The sequence below is a fragment of the Cupriavidus sp. USMAA2-4 genome (assembly GCF_001854305.1).
Taxonomy (GTDB): Bacteria; Pseudomonadota; Gammaproteobacteria; order Burkholderiales; family Burkholderiaceae; genus Cupriavidus; species Cupriavidus malaysiensis.
In genome coordinates this window covers 4,462,258-4,483,499 of the sequence record NZ_CP017748.1, presented here as the reverse complement: position 1 = coordinate 4,483,499, position 21,242 = coordinate 4,462,258, and the positions used below count along the sequence as shown (strand labels likewise).

31 protein-coding genes are annotated in these 21,242 nt (G+C 64.8%); 5 read left to right on the top strand and 26 right to left on the bottom strand.

The features are described 5' to 3' along the window. Positions 1-23 precede the first annotated feature (23 nt). From BKK79_RS20130 to BKK79_RS20120, 3 genes are read left to right on the top strand one after another with little or no spacing between them, the layout of a single operon-like run. Positions 24-341, top strand: a complete 318-nt coding sequence (locus BKK79_RS20130; protein ID WP_071036670.1) for a hypothetical protein — start codon at positions 24-26, stop codon at positions 339-341. Beyond that, positions 325-729, top strand: coding sequence for a hypothetical protein (locus BKK79_RS20125; RefSeq protein WP_071036669.1), 405 nt, complete (start codon positions 325-327; stop codon positions 727-729). Before BKK79_RS20130 ends, BKK79_RS20125 begins: the two co-directional genes overlap by 17 nt. 50 nt (positions 730-779) lie before the next feature. Further along, positions 780-1,445, top strand: a complete 666-nt coding sequence (locus BKK79_RS20120; RefSeq protein WP_071036667.1) for an SOS response-associated peptidase — start codon at positions 780-782, stop codon at positions 1,443-1,445. A 20-nt stretch (positions 1,446-1,465) separates the two neighbouring features. On the opposite strand, the gene BKK79_RS20115 is transcribed toward BKK79_RS20120, so the two are convergent. Beyond that, entirely contained in the window at positions 1,466-2,254 is a 789-nt protein-coding gene (locus tag BKK79_RS20115) for a hypothetical protein (RefSeq protein ID WP_157128312.1), read from the bottom strand. A 345-nt stretch (positions 2,255-2,599) separates the two neighbouring features. On the opposite strand from BKK79_RS20115, the gene BKK79_RS40460 reads away from it, so the two are divergent. Next, positions 2,600-2,965, top strand: a complete 366-nt coding sequence (locus BKK79_RS40460; protein ID WP_157128311.1) for a hypothetical protein — start codon at positions 2,600-2,602, stop codon at positions 2,963-2,965. A 126-nt stretch (positions 2,966-3,091) separates the two neighbouring features. On the opposite strand, the gene BKK79_RS20110 is transcribed toward BKK79_RS40460, so the two are convergent. From BKK79_RS20110 to BKK79_RS40455, 11 genes are all read right to left on the bottom strand, one after another. After that, on the bottom strand, positions 3,092-3,472 hold the full coding sequence (locus BKK79_RS20110) for a DUF1353 domain-containing protein (protein WP_198173296.1): 381 nt from the start codon (positions 3,470-3,472) through the stop codon (positions 3,092-3,094). After that, positions 3,469-3,933 carry a hypothetical protein gene (locus BKK79_RS20105; RefSeq protein ID WP_071036665.1) on the bottom strand — a complete coding sequence of 155 codons (465 nt, stop codon included), beginning with the start codon at positions 3,931-3,933 and terminating at the stop codon, positions 3,469-3,471. The genes BKK79_RS20110 and BKK79_RS20105 overlap by 4 nt, the downstream gene beginning before the upstream one ends. Positions 3,934-3,984: 51 nt before the next feature. Beyond that, entirely contained in the window at positions 3,985-4,242 is a 258-nt protein-coding gene (locus BKK79_RS20100) for a hypothetical protein (protein WP_157128310.1), read from the bottom strand. Further along, a complete protein-coding gene (locus BKK79_RS20095; protein WP_071036663.1) occupies positions 4,232-4,720 on the bottom strand; it encodes a hypothetical protein in 489 nt (162 codons plus the stop codon). Before BKK79_RS20095 ends, BKK79_RS20100 begins: the two co-directional genes overlap by 11 nt. Before the next feature lie 62 nt (positions 4,721-4,782). After that, on the bottom strand, positions 4,783-6,225 hold the full coding sequence (locus BKK79_RS20090; protein ID WP_071036662.1) for a GDSL-type esterase/lipase family protein: 1,443 nt from the start codon (positions 6,223-6,225) through the stop codon (positions 4,783-4,785). A gap of 15 nt (positions 6,226-6,240) precedes the next feature. Beyond that, positions 6,241-6,627, bottom strand: coding sequence for a hypothetical protein (locus tag BKK79_RS20085; RefSeq protein WP_071036661.1), 387 nt, complete (start codon positions 6,625-6,627; stop codon positions 6,241-6,243). Positions 6,628-6,698: 71 nt separating this feature from the next. Continuing rightward, positions 6,699-7,034, bottom strand: a complete 336-nt coding sequence (locus tag BKK79_RS20080; RefSeq protein ID WP_071036656.1) for a DUF6527 family protein — start codon at positions 7,032-7,034, stop codon at positions 6,699-6,701. Beyond that, entirely contained in the window at positions 7,031-7,513 is a 483-nt protein-coding gene (locus BKK79_RS20075; protein WP_071036654.1) for a glycoside hydrolase family 24 protein, read from the bottom strand. Before BKK79_RS20075 ends, BKK79_RS20080 begins: the two co-directional genes overlap by 4 nt. Continuing rightward, positions 7,503-7,949 carry a hypothetical protein gene (locus BKK79_RS20070; protein ID WP_071036652.1) on the bottom strand — a complete coding sequence of 149 codons (447 nt, stop codon included), beginning with the start codon at positions 7,947-7,949 and terminating at the stop codon, positions 7,503-7,505. The genes BKK79_RS20075 and BKK79_RS20070 overlap by 11 nt, the downstream gene beginning before the upstream one ends. 85 nt (positions 7,950-8,034) lie before the next feature. After that, the gene (locus tag BKK79_RS20065) at positions 8,035-8,217 is read right to left on the bottom strand and encodes a hypothetical protein (RefSeq protein ID WP_071036650.1); all 183 of its coding nucleotides are present in this window, start codon (positions 8,215-8,217) and stop codon (positions 8,035-8,037) included. A 53-nt stretch (positions 8,218-8,270) separates the two neighbouring features. Then, positions 8,271-10,007: a phage tail protein gene (locus BKK79_RS40455; RefSeq protein WP_157128309.1), complete on the bottom strand. Its 1,737-nt coding sequence runs from the start codon at positions 10,005-10,007 to the stop codon at positions 8,271-8,273. 129 nt (positions 10,008-10,136) lie between these two features. Here BKK79_RS40455 and BKK79_RS40450 point away from each other — a divergent pair, with 129 nt between their 5' ends. Continuing rightward, positions 10,137-10,976 carry a hypothetical protein gene (locus tag BKK79_RS40450; RefSeq protein ID WP_157128451.1) on the top strand — a complete coding sequence of 280 codons (840 nt, stop codon included), beginning with the start codon at positions 10,137-10,139 and terminating at the stop codon, positions 10,974-10,976. Between the two features lie 48 nt (positions 10,977-11,024). Here the strand turns inward: BKK79_RS40450 and BKK79_RS20055 are convergent, their stop codons facing one another. The 14 genes from BKK79_RS20055 to BKK79_RS19995 form a co-directional block, all read right to left on the bottom strand. Continuing rightward, positions 11,025-11,357 (bottom strand): hypothetical protein, encoded by a 333-nt coding sequence (locus tag BKK79_RS20055; RefSeq protein ID WP_071036648.1) that lies wholly within the window; start codon positions 11,355-11,357, stop codon positions 11,025-11,027. Next, positions 11,354-12,514 carry a phage head spike fiber domain-containing protein gene (locus BKK79_RS20050; protein WP_071038358.1) on the bottom strand — a complete coding sequence of 387 codons (1,161 nt, stop codon included), beginning with the start codon at positions 12,512-12,514 and terminating at the stop codon, positions 11,354-11,356. Before BKK79_RS20050 ends, BKK79_RS20055 begins: the two co-directional genes overlap by 4 nt. Positions 12,515-12,517: 3 nt before the next feature. After that, positions 12,518-12,727, bottom strand: a complete 210-nt coding sequence (locus BKK79_RS20045) for a hypothetical protein (protein ID WP_071038357.1) — start codon at positions 12,725-12,727, stop codon at positions 12,518-12,520. After that, on the bottom strand, positions 12,724-12,984 hold the full coding sequence (locus BKK79_RS20040) for a spike base protein, RCAP_Rcc01079 family (protein ID WP_071038356.1): 261 nt from the start codon (positions 12,982-12,984) through the stop codon (positions 12,724-12,726). Before BKK79_RS20040 ends, BKK79_RS20045 begins: the two co-directional genes overlap by 4 nt. 9 nt (positions 12,985-12,993) lie before the next feature. After that, the gene (locus BKK79_RS20035) at positions 12,994-13,749 is read right to left on the bottom strand and encodes a hypothetical protein (RefSeq protein ID WP_071036644.1); all 756 of its coding nucleotides are present in this window, start codon (positions 13,747-13,749) and stop codon (positions 12,994-12,996) included. Further along, positions 13,750-14,889, bottom strand: a complete 1,140-nt coding sequence (locus BKK79_RS20030; protein ID WP_071038355.1) for a baseplate J/gp47 family protein — start codon at positions 14,887-14,889, stop codon at positions 13,750-13,752. 1 nt (position 14,890) lies between these two features. Next, positions 14,891-15,271, bottom strand: coding sequence for a phage tail protein (locus tag BKK79_RS20025; protein WP_084084820.1), 381 nt, complete (start codon positions 15,269-15,271; stop codon positions 14,891-14,893). Then, positions 15,268-15,942, bottom strand: a complete 675-nt coding sequence (locus BKK79_RS20020) for a phage baseplate assembly protein V (protein WP_071038354.1) — start codon at positions 15,940-15,942, stop codon at positions 15,268-15,270. Before BKK79_RS20020 ends, BKK79_RS20025 begins: the two co-directional genes overlap by 4 nt. Further along, positions 15,939-17,060, bottom strand: coding sequence for a hypothetical protein (locus tag BKK79_RS20015; RefSeq protein WP_071038353.1), 1,122 nt, complete (start codon positions 17,058-17,060; stop codon positions 15,939-15,941). The genes BKK79_RS20020 and BKK79_RS20015 overlap by 4 nt, the downstream gene beginning before the upstream one ends. A 7-nt stretch (positions 17,061-17,067) precedes the next feature. Then, positions 17,068-18,036: a hypothetical protein gene (locus BKK79_RS20010; protein ID WP_071038352.1), complete on the bottom strand. Its 969-nt coding sequence runs from the start codon at positions 18,034-18,036 to the stop codon at positions 17,068-17,070. Positions 18,037-18,045: 9 nt separating this feature from the next. Continuing rightward, a complete protein-coding gene (locus BKK79_RS20005; protein WP_071038351.1) occupies positions 18,046-19,983 on the bottom strand; it encodes a hypothetical protein in 1,938 nt (645 codons plus the stop codon). A gap of 248 nt (positions 19,984-20,231) precedes the next feature. Continuing rightward, complete coding sequence (locus tag BKK79_RS20000) at positions 20,232-20,705, bottom strand: hypothetical protein (RefSeq protein WP_071038350.1); 474 nt, start codon at positions 20,703-20,705, stop codon at positions 20,232-20,234. Then, positions 20,702-20,827: a hypothetical protein gene (locus BKK79_RS41965; RefSeq protein ID WP_257787589.1), complete on the bottom strand. Its 126-nt coding sequence runs from the start codon at positions 20,825-20,827 to the stop codon at positions 20,702-20,704. Before BKK79_RS41965 ends, BKK79_RS20000 begins: the two co-directional genes overlap by 4 nt. Positions 20,828-20,874: 47 nt before the next feature. Next, entirely contained in the window at positions 20,875-21,240 is a 366-nt protein-coding gene (locus BKK79_RS19995) for a hypothetical protein (protein ID WP_071038349.1), read from the bottom strand. Positions 21,241-21,242: the final 2 nt, after the last annotated feature.

Below are 21,242 nucleotides of genomic sequence, written 5' to 3'. Positions count from 1 at the left end.
CAGTATTCAGCAGGTGACGCATCATGGGCAATCCCAAGCTCCGCCCGGTCGACAAGTCCGACAGCGACTCGCGCGGGCCCAGCATCAATCCGGCAAACGGCGTCCTGGCGTACATCCCAGGCGACTACGTGCACGTGGCGCGGCAGACGCTCGGCCCCGCCGACAGTGACAACCGCACGCATGCCGAGGTGGTCATCGAGGCCGGCAACTTCGGTACCGTCCGGATCTTCTTCGAGCGGAAGCTCTCCCGCCACCACAAGAGCTACTACCACTATTGGATGGCCTACCGGGCCGAGCCGGTCACCCCGGACACGGCGCACGCCGATGCCGACCACGCGTAGCGGCCGGTCGCGCGGTTTCCCGCCGGCGCTGACCAGGGATGAACTGCGCGCGCTCTACGAGCGCTGCCCTACCCCCGAGGTCAAGCGTCTGCTGTGGGAGATCGCCCGGCTGCAGACACTCGCCCAGCGCGCCCAGGACGTGGTCGACATGCTGTCGCCGACCCAACTCGACCAGCTCCTGGTGGCCGAGATCCCACTCGAAACGGCGATCGCGCCCTACCGGCATGCCCTGCGGACCGCCCTCAACCGGGAAGCCTGCGTCCAGGCGGGCAGGATCGATTACCCTGGCCCGGCCTCCGACTTCGGGCCGCAGCCAGAGCGGGCGCTTTCCGCCGGCGAAGCCAGGCGCGCGGCCGAGCGGGAGGCCCGACGCCTCCGCGGCGGGTAGACTTGCATGCGCGGCCCAGACGCTGCGCCAACGATCGGGAGGATTCGCCGATGTGCACGAACTACGCCCCAGTGCAGGCCCAGCTGCTGCGCGACGTCTTCGGCGTCGAGCCGCCGGCGTCGGTCTGGAAGCCCGAGACCTGGCGCGACTACCCGGCGCCGATCGTGCGCGCCGACCAGGCCGGCCGCCGCGACTGCGTGCTGGCCGGCTTCGGTATGATCCCCCGCGCCGAGATCAAGCGGCGCAACGCCGAACAGGAAGAGCGCACCGGCGCGCCGCCGAAGCTCAAGGATTACGACACGATGAACGCCCGGGCCGAGACGGTCGGCTCGAAGGCGTCTTTCTCCGGGCCGTGGAAGAAGGGCCAGGTCTGCCTGGTGCCGATGACTGCCTTCTACGAGCCCAACTACGAGCACGGGCCCAAGTCGGTGCGGTACCGGATCTGGATGAAGGACGAACCGGCGTTCGGGGTAGCCGGACTTTGGAGGGATTGGCCGGACGGGGCCTTCACCTTCACCATGCTGACGGTGAACGCCGACCACCACCCGGTGATGAAGCGCATGCACGCGCCGGGGAAGGAGAAGCGCGGCATCGTGATCGTACCGCGCGGACAGTGGGATGACTGGCTGATGTGTCGGGATCCGGAGGTGGCGCGGTCGTTTATGGTGCTCCCATTCTCGAACAGGATGGCAACAGAACCTGCGACCATCTTCTGATGATTTCCTAATGTAAGTACCTAAGCTTTCGTTTTTGTGTCCAAGAAAAACGGAATCATCAAATCTTCAATATGCGGCACATCAATCCGCTTTACATCCTTCCTTTTCACCCGCCGCTTATACTCCACACGAGGATCTTGAACCCCCCTTTCAAATCCCTGCACACACGTCACAATAAATTCCGCAACAATACCGGAGATTCGCTCCAAATCAACGATCGCCGTTGAGACCCCTGCCCGCCAATCGCTCCCATCAGCCTCCAACACGAACGCATTCCCAGCAACAAGATCTGCCGTCTCATATAGAACATCGCCTATTTTCCGCCCAAAATAATACCTAAACGCGATCTCACTCTCCTCGAACTTCTCGAGCGAATCTCTCCAATAGTCAAAGGTTGGATAGTGCATAGCGTGCCCATTTCTAGCCGCAGCGAGCCAGCGACACTTTGTGACCTCCCGATTGAACTCCTTAAGACGATCCTTTTCCCTCTCCTCCATGTTTGGAAAGCATCTTTTCAAAAGAAAATCCTTAACAAGCGGAGAATTTATCTTCAACTGCGCCTCATATATCTTTCCAGCCAACATCCTCACAAACATCATCATATTCAACAGAAATCCGCTCTTCTCCGGGTCGCTCAGTGCATTCAGCTTCTCGCCTGGCTGCAGGTGAGATGCCGCAGCACACTTACTCAGAGCCAATATTTCGTTGAATATATGCCCCAGAAGATTAAGGCTATACTTGTGCTCAAGGGACAATCCGGTCATTGCCGCGGCCGGAATTACTGTGCACCTAAGATGGACTTTTCCCACATCGCCTCCAGTCGAATGATCCGGCAATACACAGCACAAGTATGCACGACTTCCCTCAATTTGGCCTCAATCGGCACAGCCTCGATCTTGCCGCTCATGTCGTGGGCTGCGTATTGGTGCACATAGGAAAATCCGCGTCGTTCGGTGCCTGGTAGCGCACTCGCCAAGCCTTCACTGTGCAACGTTCATACCGGCATCGGGTCACCCATAGACGGTAGGCGAATGCTCTTCAATGGTTCAATTGAGCTACTCCTACCGTTGCATACCATCCAGGAAAGCCGCTTCCTATACTCGCCTCGCCGGTAACGCTCGCCGGCAACATAATTCCACCCTTCGGGAGGCGACATGCTCACGGCTCAACTGATCGATACAGTATCTACGAGGATTTCAGCCGCAGAATCACCTGAAGAAGCCGCGCGCATATTTGCGCAGTTGGCAACTGCCGCCATTGGCCAAGCGGTGGCGAACGCTCTTGCGGACGCGATTGGGAAGGTCAGCAGTGCAAGGCCTGCTCAAGCGAATTCACCTATTCTCGGTTGGGAGCGATGCGTCAAGGGTGCCAGCATTCAGATGGACTGGTGCAGCCCTGGTATGGGTCCAACTTCTACGCTTCTTCCCGGGCTATTCACTGCCGCGCTTCCGGTCGCGGGCGCCGTGCATCCCGCCGGTGTTGACATCGGGATCACAATCGGGATTCATGGCAGCTTCTAGGGCCCCTTGCTCTACGTCGGGCATCCTAACGGCCCGCTCACAGGCTTGCCCTGCGAGCGGGCAATGCCAGCAAACTCGGCACGGATTCCCACGCGCCGACCGGTGCGACTGAACAGCGGCTTGTTGTCAATTCGAAGCTGGATCTGCGTCCCAATGGGACACACCGCCAAACCGCACGCCCCAGAACATCAGCCACCGGCGCCACGCCGGCACGCCGGTGACCGCCGAGGCCTCGCGCAGTACGGCATCCGCCACCGCGCGCGGCACGGGGTGCTTGGTGTAGAGGAAGTCGTGCACCACGGCCGCCTCGTTGGACGTGCCGCCGGCCAGCAGGTAGACCACCGGCAGCCGCGGCACCGACGCCAGGTCGGTTCCGAACCCGGGCGGCACCTCGAAGGTCTGCCCGGCCACGTCCGACTGGTAGACCAGAGGCTCGACCAGGCGCCACAGGCCGTCGTCCTGGCCCGTGGCGTTCTCCATGACCAGCTTGGTCAGGAATTGGCTCACGATGTCGACCCGGCAGCCGCGGCCGGCGCGCTGGCCGGCGCCGGCGTCGAACTCGCCGCCGGCGCGGCGTACTGCGCGAGCGCGGCAGCCAGCGCCACCTGGAACGCCATCAGCCCGATCTGCACGCCGCTGCGGGCGGCCGGGTCGAGCGGCAGCAGGCCCACCACCTGGATGGCGGCCGGCACCGACGTGTTCACCAGCGATTGCACGCTCGAGGCGTCCACCGACGCGCCGGCGGCACACACGGCGCCGTTGTCCTTCACCAGTTGCGCCAGGATGACCTGCTTGGCCGGGTCGTCGACCGTCATGGCCTGGACCGACTGCAGGGTCGGCTGCACGACCGCGCAGGCCTTGACGACCTGGGCCGGGAAGGTGGCGGCGGCCTGGGGCGCGCCGGCACAGCCGGCCAGGGAGACGAGCGCGACGATTCCTGCCGCACACAGCAGCATCAGCTTCTTCATGTGACGTTCCTCTTACGGGTAGATGCCGCGGGTGCGGCGGGATGGGACTGCTCAGAAAATCCAGCTGGCACCGACCATGAGGCGGCCGGCGCGGTCGAAGGTGGCGGTGATCTGGGTGGAAGGCGGGATCTCGACGAAGGCGCGGCAGCAGCCGGTGACGTGCAGGTTCTGGTCGAACAGCGGCACGACCTGGACGTGCTCGACCGCCGCGCAGCCGGGCAGCAGCAGAAGTGCCGCAAGGACCGCAAAATTGCGATATTTCGCAACTTCGCAATTCGCGCCGGCGGCCGCCACGCGGCTACGTCGCATGGTGGATCACCTCCCCCGGTGTGAACTGATAGCCCTCGCGGCCGAACTTCTGCGCCAGCCACAGGGGGAACGGCAGCGCGTGGATGCCCGCGTCTTTGCCGGTGTGATGCTGGCGGCAGAGCAGCAGCCCGTTCACCGTCATGTCGTCGACGAAGGTGTACGGGTCGGCCGGGTCGAAGGCGGCCCAGTCGAACGCCGCGGCGTGCGGCCCGAGCGCGCCGGCGCGCGCGGCGGCCTGCACCGCCGGCCAGTCGATCATGTTGGCGAGCGACCGCTCGATCGGGTGGTGATGGGCCTCCAGCGGCTGGCCGCTCTCCTGCGCTGTGGCGCCGCAGACGTAGCAGCGGCCGCCCTCGCGAGCGATCAGCTGCTTCTTCGTGCGTTCGAACAGCGCCGTGGTGGCACGTGGCTCGTGCCCGGGCAGCAGCACGTCGACCGCCAGGGTCTCTTTCTCTTCGTGGGTGTCGGTGACGGCCATGAGGGCCTCCAGAAAAGCAAAAGCCCCGCGCGCGGCGGGGCTTGGGGTGCAGGTGGTGCAGGTCAGACTGCGGGCGGCGAGATCACCCGGAATGCCAACTGGGCGATGTCCACCGAGATCGGCTGCGTGTTGCCGCCCGCGCTCGAGGCGCCGATCAGGACCGACACGTTGGCGGCGCCAGCCGGCACGAGCAGGCGCTCGCAGATGATCCCGCTCTCGGACGCGCCGGTATTCGTCTGGCGCAGGTAGGCCGTGCTGATGGTCTGGCTCCAACTGGCGTTCTGCCACGCCACACCCAGCATCTGGCCGAACGGCCCCGTGATGGCGTCCGCCGTGCCCCAGGTCACCGCCGGCGTGCTCGCGCGCAGGCGGCAGCTCACCTCGATCACACTGCCGGCCACGACGCCGCCGAACGCCAGCGACGACGCGCCGACCGCCCCGGCGTTCGCCGGGCGCGTGAAGCGTTGCCAATTGCCCAGGCACTGGCCATCGTTGACAAGCAGGCCCGTCACGCCGCTGGCCAACTGCACGCCATCGGCCACCGACGTGCTGCCACTTCCCGAGTTGAACAGGCCGTTTTGCAGCAGATTAGCCGGGTCCGAGTTGTAGGTGACCAGCCAGGGCGGCGTGTCCTTCTTTGCCGCGGCGTTGAACTTCGGGTCGGCCAGGACATAGGCCGCCAGCGCGCCGCTGCCGAGCACGGTCGGGTGCGTCCCGTCGAAGGTGTATGCCGCCTTCAGGAATGCCGGGTTGTTCGGATCTTGGAAAGCCGCATTGCAGTCGACCAGCGGGAAGCCGTACTGCGCCTGCATCTGGTAGACGAGCGCGTTCCAGGCGTTGATGCCAGTCTGGCTGCCCGGCACGTTGCCGCGCGGCGGAATGGTCCACAAGATCGGCTGGATGCCGGCAGCGATCAGCTGCCGGATCATCGTCGTCACGGCGGCGAAGCCGCTCGCAATCTCCGCCGACGAGTTGTAGTTGTTCGAGCCGCATGCGATGACGCACGACTTGGGCAGCGGATTCATCGCCAGCACCTGCGGCAGTTGCGACGCCAGCGCTTGTTCCGCAGTCGAGCCGGACACAGCGAAGTCGGCACCGTAGCGGTAGCGGTACGTCTGCCCGCTCAGGTAGCACAGATCGCGCAGCCAGTTCGTCAGGCCCGAGTAGGCGATCGCCGAGATGCTGTCTCCGACGCCAACGATGCCAACCTTCTGCCCGGCGAACGACATCGACGCCGTGACGATTGCGGCAGCTGCCTGCGCCGCGGCGACTGCTTCCACGTCGGCCGGGCTGAGTTCGCCGGCCGCGACGAACAGACTCCACTGCAGCGGCGTGATGTCCGGCTGGGCGCCGACGCTCGGCATCAAGGCGATGTACGCCGATCCGTTGTAGGTCACACAGTCGTTAACCGCATATGTCGCGGTCGTCGACCAGGCGCCACGCGGCTTGATGCCTGCACCGGGCGGCCCTTGTAGGCCAGGCGTGCTTGCCAGGATCACGGTCATGAATGCTCCGGAAGATCAAGGTGAAGGGGTTACGCTGGGCGCCAGGAAGATCTGGCCCTCGAGGTACTTGGTGAGGCCGCCGTCGACCGCCTCGATGAACAGGTCATAGACGCCGAACGGGAACACACCCGATTGAGGCAATGCGTACCCTTGAGGCACGTAGAGCGCAGTCTTTGCACCGGGCACGGCCCAATTCAGTTGGCCCAAGGGGCCATCGAGCACCATCACTCCGGTCCTCGTGGACAGGTCAATCAGGGTTGCCCGGCTTGACTGGTACGCACGGCACTTGAGGTAGACATGGCAGCCGGTCAGGTCCAGCGGTGTTCTGTCGTCGTTCTGCAGAACCAGCTGGACGTTCCAATCGGCGCCCTGGTCAATCAGGAAATCCAAGCGATCAGCCATAGGGGTCCAGGATGAAGAAAGCCCCGCGCGCGGCGGGGCCTGGGGTGTGGAGGGGGCAGATGGGAGAGGCCTCAGCCCCACCTGTCTGGGAAGGCGACCATCGGCACTGTCTGGCCGGCCAGCGCATGCGTGCAGTCACCCAGGTACTGGATCTGCCCGTCCGTCACGAACGTGTGGCAGACCTCCGGCGGATCGCCGTCCATCGGCACAAAGGCCGGGTCGACCGCGCGGCCAGTGCGCACCAGCACGCTCGGCGTAAAGGTCGGCCGCTCGGCGTGGCCGTTCCAACCCCACCGCGGCCCCGGCCCGGCGCCGTACTGGATCGAATGCGAGACGCCGCAACCCGGGCACCAGAAGGACAGCACTCCGGGCGCAAGCTCGCGCAGGACGTTGGAGAGGGCCGTCATGCGAGCACCCCACCCGCCTGCAGGTAGATACCGCGCAAGTAGTCGAGCGAATGTTCGTTCTGCCCGTAGCCGGCGCCCGGCAGGCTTGCCCATATGTTGCGCACGCGGGACACTGCCTCGTCGAAGCGACCCGCAGTGATCAACTGCAGCGCCAAGCGTTCGCGGATCTGCTGTACCGCAATACGGTCCTGCGCCACCGGGCCGAAGTCCGTCAGTCCCAACTGGCGCCTGTAGATGTCATACCAGCGCGCGAGAACCTGGTAGCGGCCGGCCGCCGTCGAAGACAGACCCGCTCGGATCAGCACCAGTTGCCGCGGATGGTCGGCATAACTGCGAAACAGCTTCGGCGCAGCCGGTGTGCTACCCACAAGGACGTTGTAGCCATTATCCGACTTGGCGATGAGTGCCCGGCCAAGCTCGGCGACGGCAATCATGTCCAGGAAGGGCCGGATGTTCGGGGTATCCATGTCACCCGGCATGGCTCTCTCCTGCCACCGCTTCCTTGGCATCGGCCACCAGCTCGGCGATGTCCTTGCCCCGGCGCTTCTCGAACCACCGCACGACGGCGCCGATCACCCACCAGGCCGGCAGGCCGGCGATGACCAGGAACGGCGCGCCGGCATAGAGCACGCCGAATTCCGGCGGGAGGCCGAAGGTCGTGCCCATGGCACGCGCCGACGTGAACAGATCCGGCACCTTGGCGTTGACGTAGGCCACCAGCGCCGGGCCGAAGACGATCGACGCCAGGACGGACGAGACGAGCCGGGCGAACCCTTCCCGCTTTGTCTTCGGCCAGAGCACCATGAAGCCCAGCGCGGCCGCGACGGCGCCGGCGCCGATCTGAAGGCCGAAGAGTTTGGCGGTGGCGCTGACAGCTGCGCCGGTTGCGACGGTGCCGCTGATTGGTTCGGACATTTGACCCCCGGAAATGAAAAAGCCCGCGCGAGGCGGGCATGAGAAGACCGCTTGGAGGCGGCTTGTGTCGTTCGAATCAGCCGGGCTACTTGGTCGGCACCGGCATCCCAGACCGCGCCAACTCTGGCAGCGACTCGTAGAATGCGGCCCACCGCGCGTCGCTCGCATCGATCTCGCCCAGGTTGGCGAACACCGAATCGGCTTGCGGGGACGCGAAGTAAGACACGATCGTCAACTGAGTGCTGTCGGAGAACTGGACTTTGAGCATAGCCGCCCCATCTGCGGCAGATATGGCCGCGGTCTCATTTGATGTGCTCATAATCAGAAGGTGTACTGCGTGATGTTGACCGCGCCAATCGCACCGCTTCCAGTATTGGTGTAATAGGTGGTCTGCGGAGTCTGAATGAGCACGTCGCTAAGTGACACGTTAATTCCGGCGCCGTTTGCCGGCGATGTCTGACTGATGAAACGTTGCCCAACTTGTCCGGTATTGGCAGCGACAGTAAGGAATGAACCGACCCCAGCAGTCACATTGGAAGTCGTTCCAGTAGCCGTCCAAGTACGTGCATTCGCAGGGACTGCCGCGGCAATGTTCAGCGCGGCAGGCGTCGACACGGTCGCAGTCGTGCTGAGCACCTGGATCGGCGCGAAATACACGCTGCGATCTATCTGTGCAGCGGCTGCGAACTGTCCGCCCGCGTTCGTCGGCCAAACGGATACCAGCGCCGATGCCGTGTATCCGGCGGGCATGTTGGCACCCCCGTAGACATTGGGGGCGGCAGCGGCCGTAGCATTGCTCGCCAGCAGCGCGCTACCTCCCGTCGCGGGGTTGTAGATCGCGTAGAGCGCCACGTACCCATTGGCCGGCGGCGATCCCGTGTCCATCCCACCGGCCCCCGTCGCGGCCAGGTTGATCGTCTTGTTGAAGTTGGCTAGGCAGTAGCGTGCACCGCCGAGTGCCGACTCGACGATGATCTCGTCCGCCGTCAGCGTCGCCGTCGCGGACGCCGCAGCAACGTTCATCTTCAGATTGCGCACCTGGCCAACAACGCCGGCCGCCTGCACCACTGTCACGGCGTGGCTGCTCTGCGTCCCCGGCGTGACCTGCAGCGCCCCGCCTGTGCATTCGATCAGCACCCACGAGGCGATGTCTGCCCGGTAGACGACTTGGCAACGCCCCGCGGCAATAATCTCGCCGCCCTGCAGCGCGCTGTGCGCGCCGCCAACCAGCGGTACCGCGCCCAGCCCATTGACGTTCAGCGTCGACGCGCCGGTGTTGCTGGTCTTCGCCTTGAACCACAGCACCATGCCATCGGCCAGCGCGGTGATGGCCGGGCTGTAGCTCACGGCGTAGACGTTGGCCGCGCCGGTGTCGGCGGCGACCGTCATCGCGCTCTGCTGAATCGCGTGCACCAGATCGGTTGGCAGAATCGGCGCGTTGGCCGCCTGGCTGATGTTCGCCGCGGCGATGGTGCTCTGGCCGTTGGCCACCGTGACCACCCACAAGCCCGTGTAGCCGGCGTCGGCCGCCGGCGTCGTCTGCGTTCCACTCGGCGCGGCCACGCCGGGCTTCACCGAGATGTTGACAATGCCCTTGCGCACGGTCGCTTGCTGGGCACCCGTATTGCCTGGCCCGGACCAGGCCTGCGCCGGGTTGCTCGCGTTGTAGTACGGCAGCGCCACCAGCCCAGAGTCGCTGTCGAGGTAGGTTGCCTGGATCAGGTAGTTGACGCTCTGGCCGGCCGTCGCCGGCGCCGGGCAGCTCAGCGTGACAGCATCCAGTGAGATGCCCTGCTTCAGGATGTTGTGTGTCGAGTCGGCAGCCAGCGACGAGTAGGCCGTCGCATCCAGCGCCGCGAGCGCATACATTTCGCCCGGGCTCACACTCACCTGCAGCGACGCAGGGCTGGTGGGCACGCAGGCGAGGCCATTTACGATCGTGGCCGAGCCCAGCATGGCTGCCGCCAGCTTGGCGAGCGCCACCATGGTGTTACGGTTGGTGTTCAGCAGATCCGTTTCAAGGGGGATCTGCCCCGGATATACAATCTGGCGGTCCATTCGGGCTCCGAAAAAAAGCTCGCCGGGTGGCGGGCTCCTATAATTAGTCAGAATTACTATTAACGCGCTGGTCCATGCCTTTAGTTCCGCGTAGCCATCAAAGACGAGCCGACCAACAAGGAGATTTCAATGAAAATAATGACTATTAATGAAGCAGTGATGGATTATGCCGAGAGAAAAAGCAAAGAGGTCGCCGCGAAATTTCTGCGCTCGGTGAGGTTAGTCTACGGCTTATCAGAGAGGGGCAACCCAATTGGGATGGCTTCCTGCATACTTTTGATGATTGATGGTCACCACATCATCTTAACCGCCGCCCACGCAGCCGACATCACAACCAGCGGGAAATCACCCCTCTACATCGCGGGCGAGAACAAGCTCATAAAAATAGAAGGCGAGATTTACACCACAGCGGCACCGGATGGAAATAGAGCCAAAGACAATATGGATTTTGCATTCAAGATCCTCTCAACAAGTGAAGTCAGTTCACTTGGAGACGTCGATTTTATCGAGGCAAACTCCGTCTCAATGAATCAAGGAAGCTTGGAGGGAAGAGCCTTCTTGGCGCTAGGATATCCATGCTCAAAAAACAAAGAGGCGAGCCCAAGAGCGAAAGAAATTGTTAGCGCCGCCTGGAATTACCAGTACATAATTCCAAACTCAAAAGAAAAGATACAAGACTTGCAGATTGACTCCGCAGAGCATTTTCACTTCCCATATGGAAAACACGTCGGAGACTACAACGGGAACAAAATCAATGGAGTGTCACCAAAAGGAGCAAGCGGGGGTGCATTAATTGACCTCGGAATATTTCAACCAGGCGACATTTCGCCTGACGCAGTAATGCGCGGGCGCCTGGCAGGAATGTTCATTGCTTTAAAAGAAGGAAAGAAAATGGAGTTTGTGAAGATCCAACCGATTCTTCATGGAATCCGCAGCAAACTGGCGCGCCATCATTCAAGTACGCCCTAATCATCTACCAACTATGACTTGCCGGGCTAGGAACTCCTACCTCCCACATCACGCCCACACCCGATACGGCGTCGCAGGCAGTGGTTCGATCAACATGCCGTCCAGCGCTCCCTGCTCGCTCACGGACAGCGGCCGATCCAACCGCAGATTGACGTGCCAGCCTGGCACCGCCGTCGGCGCCGTGATCACCGTGCCGTCCGCCCCCCACTCGCCGCCCTCGTAGATCGTGCCGATGGTCGAGATGTTGACGCCCTCGGCGGGCATGCGCTGAGTCTGACCGTCCTCGCCAGGCACATCGACCGTGAGACCGGCGGCCAGCAGCGCCGCGCGTGTAGTGTCGCGATCGGGACCACGCAAGTAGTAGTCGAAGTAGGTCGTCATGATGTCAGGGCCTGCAGTTCGGTGTTCGAGAGACGGCGCGGGAAGTAGCGAACGTTCCGCAACCAGCCGTTTAGCCAGCCGGGATTTCCACTGAATCGACCAAGCCGCATTTCCGTCAGGCCAGACGGGCTCCCGGATGTGCCGCTTGCCACGGCTCCTCCGTTCAAGCAGATGGCGTCGTTCTGCCCTGCGCCATAGGCAAATGCCACCTTCGTCGCCGCTCCGACCGTAAGCGCGTTGGCCGTTGAGAGCTGCCCGGGATTGGTCGTCCCTTTGCGGTACAGAATGGCTGCGCCTGTCGGGGCGACACCGACGGCCAAATAGTTGTTCAGCGCGGAATCGCCTAGCGTGACGACGCCCTGCCCTACATCCCCCGTTACGCCCGCCGTGAGCCGAGGAACCATGAACTCGGCAAACACCGTGCCCTCGCTAACATTGAACCCGATCTTGGACAGATCGCTGATCGTGGCATTCTCGGCAGCGCGCGTAGCCTGCGCGCCCTGCGTCGGCACGTAGCTGCCTGCGTATGCCCCGGCTCTGATCTGATAACCAGTGACCTTGAATGTGCGTGGGGTATTCGTCGAGTACTTGACAACGCCGAGGTTTGGCCCCGGAGATGCAGGCGTCGTGAGCGTTCCGGACACCCGATAGACGCCATCCCGAAGCGCCTTGACCGTGAAGCTGTTCGGCCCGATTGTCGAGCTTCCAAGGACCATGGCGAAGTCATTCGACACATCCGCACCAGTTGCCGCCCCGAACGACGGCGCAGCCCCGTCATCCATCTTCACGAAGACTGAGACGGTATATTGCGTGCTTGCGCTGAGCGTCACAGCTTTGTAGGCGTAGGCGTGGTTCGTCCCATCCCAGCCAACGGCAATTCCGGACGAGAAGTATCCAAGCAAGCTCAGCGATGCTGCGGTGATCGGACCACCGCGCGTCGGCGCATCGCTGGTACCGTTCGGGAATTCCGAGTAGGTGCAGAGATTGGCCATCGATTCCTCGATCGGCATCCCCAACGCCACCAACGTGCTCGGGTCATATTCGAATCGCGGCACACCGGCCGCCACTGGCACCAGCACCCCACCATTGCTGTAGGTCCAGGCGCTCGACGCACGCGCAAAGGTGACGAGGTCACCGAAATTTCGATTGAAGAGCATCCGTCATCCCTTGATCTTGAAAACGCCGGTGGTGCCATACAGCCACGTCGGATCGTCGGTCCACGCCTGGTAGGACTGCATGAGGAAGTCCAGCACAAGGGTCGGCTGGTTGACTCCCAGGAAGTCCAGCGAAAGCGTGCCGGCGGAGAGGTCGCTCGCGTCGTAGCGGCCGGCGCGGCGCCCGCCCGGCCCGATCCCCAGACCGAGCCTCATAGCGCCACCAGGTCCATGGCGGTGGTACCCGTCGCGTTCACGCGCAGCGCGCGGATGGGCAGCACCTCACCCGAGAAGCAATTCTTGAACAGCACCGCCGTGCCGTCGCCGCACACCGCCACGACATCGCCGCCAGTGCCAACGCGGATACTGTTCGCCGGCCGGGCCAGATTCACGGTGTCACTCGGCATGATGGTGAAATAGTCGAACGACGGGTCCGAGAGCTTTGGCGCCACGTTTTGGAAGAAGTCCTTCATGTCTTGCGCTCAGATCGATTGGTACTGCTGGTTCACGAAGTCGAGGATCACCGTCGGACCGGTGATGCCCGGGATGACCGCCGGCGGCGCTGGCAGGTTCTGCACGACGCTGGTCCATACGATGGTGCCCACCGGCTTCACGTTGTCGATCGCGGCGTAGATATCCGCATCGGCCACGCCGCCCTGGATCATCGACAGCGAGGCGCACTCGGCCTGCGACGGCGTCGCGTAGGCGGCCGTCGAGACCCCGTAGCCGGCGACGTTCGGGATGCCCGTGCCAGCTGGCCGGAAGGCGATCACGAAGGCCTGGAATGACATCGACAGCGAGCCGTAGGCGCCGGCATAGCCGTAGCCGCTCGTCGGCACGCCGTAGGCGCCCGTGTCGGCCGGCCGCGTGGGCTCGATCACCACTGGCGTGCGGCCGGTCAGGTCTTGCAGCACCCGGATCAGCCCTGCACGCGTCGCGCGTTCGCGGAACAGGTTCAGGATGATCCGAGCCCGGAACGAGTCGTCCGACTGGCTGGCCGCGCGTAGCAGACTGTCGCCGAAGAAGTCGGCCGCGATCATGTCCAGCCAGCCGTCGACGGCCGTCTTGATCCGCGTCTGCAGCCGCGCGTAGCTGATCAGGCCGTAGGCGTAGGCCGCACCATTGGCCAAGCCCTGCAGCACCCCGTTGAGGATCGGCGTGTCCGCCTCGTCGCCGAACCAGGGCGGCAGATAGCCGCGCAGCCGGCGGTAGATGTCCTGTTGGTCGCCAGTTGCCATCTACGCCACCGCGATGGTTGATGCCTTGATCGTCTGCTTGGCCGTGGCCACCAGGTCGGCCGTGTCACCGTTCAGCGTCACACCGGTGACGTTGGTCACCCCCGGCGAGGCGTCGTAGGCCACCTGAGCCAGTCGGCTGTAGGGCAGCGTCATGGCCTGAGTCGAACCGTCGCGCACCAGTGCGTTGATGTAGCCAGCCAGCGCAGTCGCCACGAGCTGGCGCGTGGCCGGCCCGTCGTAGCCAGCCGCCACCGCGCAGGTCATCCCCACCGCGGCGTTCACCACCACCGGCGCGAACACCCCGAAGCTGCTGCACAGCGGCCGCACCGCGTCGATGGCATTCGCCACCGTCGCGAGAAAGGTACTGCCCGGCGCCCCACTGCCGTCGTCGACTACCACGTAGAAGTAGCCCATCTGAACCGCGCCGCCGTAGGTCTGGTTCTCGACCAGTGAGTATGTCACGCCCTGTTGCAGCGACGTGATGGCGTAGCCGACGGCCGCCTTCGTCGCCTTGGACAGGCTGCGGATGTAGGCGATGAAACGCGTGCGCAGTGCCGCGTCCTTCTCAGCATCCGCGCCGTTGGCGAATGCCGCCGGGTTGGTGACCGTGTCGACACCCGGAATGGCGCCGGAGATCACCGAGACGGCGCCGGCCACCGCATTGCCCGCCGCGCCGGCGGTGACCGCGACGACGGGCACGGAAACGCTGGCGGTGCCTGCCGGCAGCACGTAGCCGCCCAATGTCCCACTGTAGGCAGGGTTGGTCGTGTCTGCAACGACCGTGTACTGCTGGGTGCCGTCCTTGGTCTGGACCGTGGCGCCGAGCGGCACCACCGCCTGCTGTGTCGGCGTGAAGCGCGCGAAGGTGACGTGGCCGGTGCCATAGGTGGCCATCAAGCGCGTCACGCCGAAGTCGCCGACCCAGCTGTCCAGGTCGGCGCCGCTCGAGGTGGCCGCCCGGGTGATCGCCAGCACCTGCAGGATGAGGCCCTGCAGCCAGATCACCACCGCAGCGTTCGCCTCGACGAACGCCCGCAGGATCGACCCGATGGTCAGGTCGACGAGCGCGCCGGCGTAGCCCTGGATGGCCGTGACGCCCTCGCGCACGAGCGTGGTGAAGTCCTTCGTGGAAATGGCCATATCAGCGGTTCACGTCAAAGCTGAGGGTCACCGGCTTGCGCGTGTCGGCGCTGGTGTACCGGATCGTGATCGAGAAGCCGGTGCTGATCTGCACCAGGTCGACTTCTGGCTCGGGCAGCTTGGCCACCGCGTCTTCCATGAGCACCTGGGTGCGGATCAGCGCGCGCAGCGCCGGCAGATCAGCGTTCTGGCCGATCTTGGCTGGCAGGCCCGCGCCGTAGTCCGGGTGGAACATGTAGTCGCCCGGGTTGGTGCACAACCGGCGCACGATGCGCTGTTGCGTGCGCGTATCGCCGGCCGCCACCGCCAGGTCGCCAGTGGCGGAGACACCAAGATCCGCACCCACCCAGTGGTCGAGGTCGTTCAGGAGCTTCTGGGTCATGCGACGGTGCCGGAAAGGTCGGGGCCGGATTGGACGTCGGCGTGCTGGTGCGTGTCGTCGATGCGCTTGCCGTTTGCGGTCACCTGCCCGGTGAAGTCGGTATTGCCGTTGATGCTCATGGACCGCCCGGTGCCGTTGTCGCCGGTCACGGCCATGCCTCCCTGCCCGGTGATGGTGTTCTCGACCAGCAGCGTGCCGTCCATCTGGACCGGTCCGACGAAGTGATGCAGCTGCGCGGTGTACTTGGCCGTCGTCTCGGCCACCACCTCGACCGTGCCGTCGTTCTTGAACTTCAAGGCCGAGCCACTGGCATGCACCACCCAGAATTCGCCGGACGGCGCGCCGGGCGGCCGGTCCGCGTCGCTGTACAGGCGCCCGCAGACGTAGCCGTTCTCGATGCTGCCGCCGAAAAACTTGACCTCGACCTGGTCGCCGATGCTTGGCGGCGCGTCCATACCCCAGCCGTTGCCCACCCAGGGCGACGTCACGGGCAGCCAGCCGGACAGGAACGGCGTGTCGTTCTCTTCCGCGCTCGACCGGTCAACGAACTCGACGCGAGCCGATGCGGTGCCCGGGTCATAGCTGCGCACGATGCCCGCACGCGCCTCGGCGATCGCCCCGTTGGCGAGCTGCGCCGCCAGGGCCATCTGGTTGCGGATGGCTTGCATCATGGCGACGGCACCGTGTCCGGGTTGTGGTTCTTGGCCTCGACGCGCATCGCGTAGCCCGCCGTGACGCTCATCTGGCGGGTGATCGAGACCGGGTAGTAGATCTGGTCGAACTTCGTGTTGGTGCCCTCGACCAGGATCGGCATCGTCGCGGTCAGAATCTCGTCGGCCGGCAACGTTGCCCAGAACTTCATCTCGTGCGAGGTGATCTCGCGGTGCAGCTCGATCGCCTTCTGGGTGGCCTGTTCCTGCGTCAGCCCGGGGAAAACGAAGCTGTAGACCTGCGTGCCGCCGAACGGCGTTGCCTTCCCAGCCTGGGTCGTCTTGCCCTTGCTGGGGTAGTAGGCTGTGAAGCCGTTCTTCTGCTTGCTGTTCCAGGACCGGACCACCACCACGACACCCTTCGCGACCGTCAGGCTGCGCTGGAACTGCATGTCAGTGACATTGGCCAGCCTGGACGCCCGCTCGTCGGTGGGCTGTTCCCAGCGGATGACGTAGGGGTCAGCCTGCTCGGTCGGCCGCGGCTGGAAGTACAGCGTCTTCCCGCGCACATAGCACAGGTACCCCTCGTTGTTCGCCAGGTAGGTCAGCAGATCCCACTCACTGCGCTCTTCCTGCATGCGGGCATGGTCGCGCGCATAGTAGGTGCCGACCAGCGTGGTGGTCGGCGTGACCGTCGCCGAAAGGCCGTGCGCAGCAGCCAGCTTCTCGGCGATCTGGGACGACGTCAGGTTCTGGTACTGCATCGACGTCTTGGCGTCGATAAAGACCGCCGTCAGGTCGCGCCCGATCAGCGTCACCAGTCCGCGCGCCGGGTCGTACTCGATGTCGTCAACCCGACCGTAGATCTGGCTGGCAAGGTCGCGCTCGGTGAAGTTCTCGGAGTCTGCCGGAAAGCCGGCGAACGGCTCGACGAATCCCTCGGTCAGCGCCGACAGCCAGTTGGCGTCCCGGTCCGGCGGCAGCAGCCCCTCGGCGAAATTCACCCGGAAGGTGTCCGCCTGGTAGTAGGTGTTGTTGGTCACCGTGAAATCGACCCAGCCGACCACCTGCTCGTCGTTGAGGCGAACGATCCCCCGCGGCGCCCGGGCTTCCGGGGTCGCTGGCAATGTGTTCTGCATGGGGTTCCTACGCCGTCAGTACGCCGCCGCTATCGTCGGCAGTGGGCGGAATCGTCAGCTGCTGCACACCCGATACCTGTGGGTCGCTCAGGTTGTTGGCCTTGGCCAGTCCAGTCCAGGCCATGGCATCGCCGTAGAGCTTCGACGCCATGGTCATCAGGTTGCCGCCGGCCACGGTGTCGCGGCGCGCGCTGTTGTGGATGCTGCCGATGTTGCCCTGCACCCGACCCATGACGCGGTCCAAGTTGATCAGCATCGGCAGTTGCTGCGTCGCGACCACCTGCCTCGAGATCGACTGAATCTGGCGCGAAATAGGGTTGTTCGGCAGGATGCCGCCCAGGGTCGTCACGTTGATCAAGGTGTTGTTCACCTGGGCGATCGTGGTCTGGATCTCGTTGCGCAACGCCGCGATCGGCTGCAGCACGCTGTTCAGGGTCGACTGGGCCGCGCTGGCCAGGGAAGAGACCGTGGCCGAGACGCTGGAGATGGCGCTCGTCACCGCACCGAACGCCTCAGTGATCCCGCTCAGGCCGAGCTCGTCGACCAGGCCGCCGGCCGTGTTCATGTCCTCGCTGACCAGGCTGTCGACGCTGGGCGACGCCAGCGAGCGCACCGGCTGGTTCAGGTTCTCCACCACCTCCAGCTCGATGCTGTAGGGCATCTGGTAGAAGCGCTGGAAGTCGGCGCGGAAGGTCCGAATCACCACGATGTACATCAGCTCGGACCAGCTCAGCGCCAGCGGCTGGCCCTGCTCGCACATCGTTTCCAGGTACCGGGCGCGCTGCAATGCCGACGGCCCGCGCAGCCAGCCGTCCCAGGCCTTGGGGAGGCTGAAACCACCCATCGCCTGGACCGATTTCACACCGCCGACCATGCGATGCACGACAAGGGCCTGTTCGGCGCCAAACGGCAGCGACTGTGGCACCTCGGCATCCTCGAAGTTCATGTCCCCGAGGGTGAGCTGAAAATCGGCCATCGTCGCATCCTACTTCAGGGCCGGCGGCCGCAATGCCATCGAGGCATCGAAACCGCTCGGGCCGGTCAGTGGCCGGGCCAGTTCCTTGGCCTGGTGGAAGGTCGTCGCCTCGGCCAGTACCCGGCTGTCCAGCTTGATTGTGCTGTTGACCTGGACGGTCTGCGGCGCGGCGCCAGAAACCGGGTTGGCTGTCGCCAGCTTGTCCTTGCCGCCGGGGGCCACGGGGTCGCCGGACAACATCGTCTTTCCCGCGCGCCAGAGCCAGCCCAGCATGCCGCCCGAGCCGGTATCGCGCGGGTCCAGCGAGAAGGGACTGCCGATTCCCTGCAGGCGCTGGTTCATGTCGGCGTTCTTCAGACCCCAGTCGTTGACGGCGCGGAAGAACTCGGTACCGGCGTTGAGCAGCTTCGTGACCATGGGCAGCACGCCGCGGCCCATCTCCGCCTTCATGGATTCCCAGGCGGCGATGAAATCCGCCTCGGCGCCCGGCGCAGTGTTCTTGAACTCGTCGATCGTGCCCTGCACGCCCTTGGCGTTCTTGATCAGGTTGAAATCGCGCAGCGCCTGGGCCTGCTGGGTGGTGAAGTTCGCCGCCATGTTCGAGCCCTGGCGGTTGGACACCAGGTTGTTCATGAAGGCGATCACCTGCGACTCGTCCGTCGCGCCAGCCCGCTTGGCGGCCTCGGTGCCGTACTTCATCAGCCAGGCGCCCGGATTCTCGCGCAGCATCTTCTCGTCGACGATGTTCTTCAGGGCCGTCGACTTGATCTGCTTGCCGCCCACGCTGCCGCTTGTGACCTCGGTCAGCTCGGCCAGGCCCGCGTTCGCCAGGGCCGCCATGGTCTTCTTCGGCGTGCGCCCGGCAATCAGGTTCTGGTACAGCGACATCAGCGCGGTACCCGTGCGCGCACCGCCCTGCTCTTGGGCCAGCGTCGCCAGCATCATGATGCCTTCGTCGCTGAGGCCCTTGAATGCGGCGCCCCCGGTCTTGGCCATCTGCTCGAGGTCGGTGAACTTGAGCGAGCCGCCCGAGCCCGTCACCATGCGCTGCGCCAGGTCCAGGCCACGCAGGAAGTCCTGCGGCGTATCGGTCAGCCCGCGCATGTCGTTGAAGCGCATAATGGCGCGCACCGAGCCCTCATCGATCGCCCCGATCTTCCCGCTGAACAGGCCAGAGTTCGCCGCGTTCAGTGCAGCCAGCGTCGGCGCGACCGCTCGCGCCTTCTCGATGCCCCCGAACATGCCCACCGATTCGCGCAGCGTCTCCATCAGCTGCGCGCTCGATGCGCCGAACACCTTGGTGCCGCGCGCGAACTTCTCAGCGTCCTGGTTGACCGCCTCGCCAAGGTTGAGCGTCCGGAAGCGCGCCGCGGCGACCTGGAACTCCTTTCCGGCGTCATAGAGGGCCTTGGTCACGTACAGCGCGCCGAAGCCGGCCGCCACGGGTGCGATGGCGCCAGCCGGCAGCCCGAAGCCGACAGCGCCCATCCCGAAGCCGCCCGGGCCGACATGCACGTTACCGCCGTGGCCACCGCCGAATCCCCCACCGCCGGCAACGCCCGCGCCGCCGCGACGCGGCACTCCCGAGATGTAGCCGCCGGGGCCTGGCAGCGCTGGCGGCCGCGTGCCGCCGCCCGGTCCGCCCCCGCCAAGGTGGCCAATGAAGGCCGACCGGGAGGCCGCCACGCCGGCCGCGTGCACGGCATTGATGCCGCGCGCGAGCTGCGCTGCCTCGCTGTTGGCCCGGCCGAAGTTGGTGGCCATGGTCCGGCTGGCCCTCGACAGCGCGCGAATGCCGCCCACGTGGGTATCCAGCTTGGCCAGATGCGAATTCAGGTTGGCCGCCAGCGCGTCGACCTTGCGGAACTCTGCCGCCAGCTTGAGCAGCTGCGGCGCGACCAGGTCGTTCAGGACCAGGGTGGCGCCGATCTTATAGACGTCGATCATGGTGGCCTATACTGTGCTGTCCGGACCCGCTTGCCGAATCCATGTCTTCGCTCTTCTTCCGCGCCCATGAGTGGCTTGCAGACCGCATTTCTTGGGTGCAATACCCCAGGCCGCGGCAGCCACGCGCGCCGCGCCGCCGGGTGCCGGAGAGCGAAACCGCCCATCTGGACCGCCGCGCTCGGCGGATCACCGGGGCGATCTTCCTGGCGGTCGTCGTGTTGCCCTTCCTGGGCGGCGCACTGTCCAGCCTATTTGAGTCGCGGTCGGCGCCAGCCGCGCCCAGCAAGCCAAGCCGCGAGGACGCGCCCAAACCGCGACTGCAAGTTCTGGCCGACCCGAATAGCCGCCGGGCCTAGCACCGCGCGCGCGGGCACCGTCGGCGTGCCCAGCTCGTGCCACACCATCTTGTCGTCGTTCGACCCTATGGCCGCCTCGTTCCCGATCGTGCGGTGCTCGATGCTGTCACGCATCTCGCCAGTCCGTTCCAGGGGCGCATTCAGGCGGAAGCCGAGCCGCTTCTTCTCGGCCTCGGTCTCCGGCTTGAGCTGTTCCCATTTGGCGAACGGGCCGACCGCCGGCTGGTAGTGGCCTATCTCGGCCTTGGCGACCTTCTCGACGTCCTTGGCCGTTTCCTCGGTCAGGTGATGCGTGACCGCAGTCGACTTGGCGGCCAGCCGCGCCAGATGGTCAGCGAAGACGCCCATGTCACGGAACTCCCTCATGGCTTCCGATCCTTGAATTCCATGGCGTTCCAGTCGTAGATAGCGCCGTCGTGCTCGCTCATGACCACGCAGGCGGCGAATCGCTCGGCGTCCGAGTAGGAAAACGCGACGTCGTAGGGCACGCCGTTCTTCACGAGCCACAGCGCCTGGCGAAACGCTGGGGCTCGGGCTAGTTTTTTGCGGATTCGACCCCGCCGCCGGCGGCGCCGGCCGTCGCCACCTGGGCGATGCCCTGCTGGACCGCGACCATGCCGGCTTCGTCCAGGCGCTGAATCAGCGCTTCGAGTTCCAGCTTACTGGTCGGCTGCAGCACCGGCTCGCCATCGACGGCTGCCACATACAGCAGCGGCAGGCACATCATGCGGTAGGTCTCGTTGGCCGCCGCCTCGGCGCCCATGGCCTCGACCAGGCGGAACTGAGCGAGGATGCCGGGCTTGCGCAGGGTGATCTGGCGCCCCTTGGCGTCGGTAATCGTGACCTCGGCCGCCGCGCGCGCGACGACCTCTTCGGAAGGGCGTAGGGTGACAGTGGTCATTT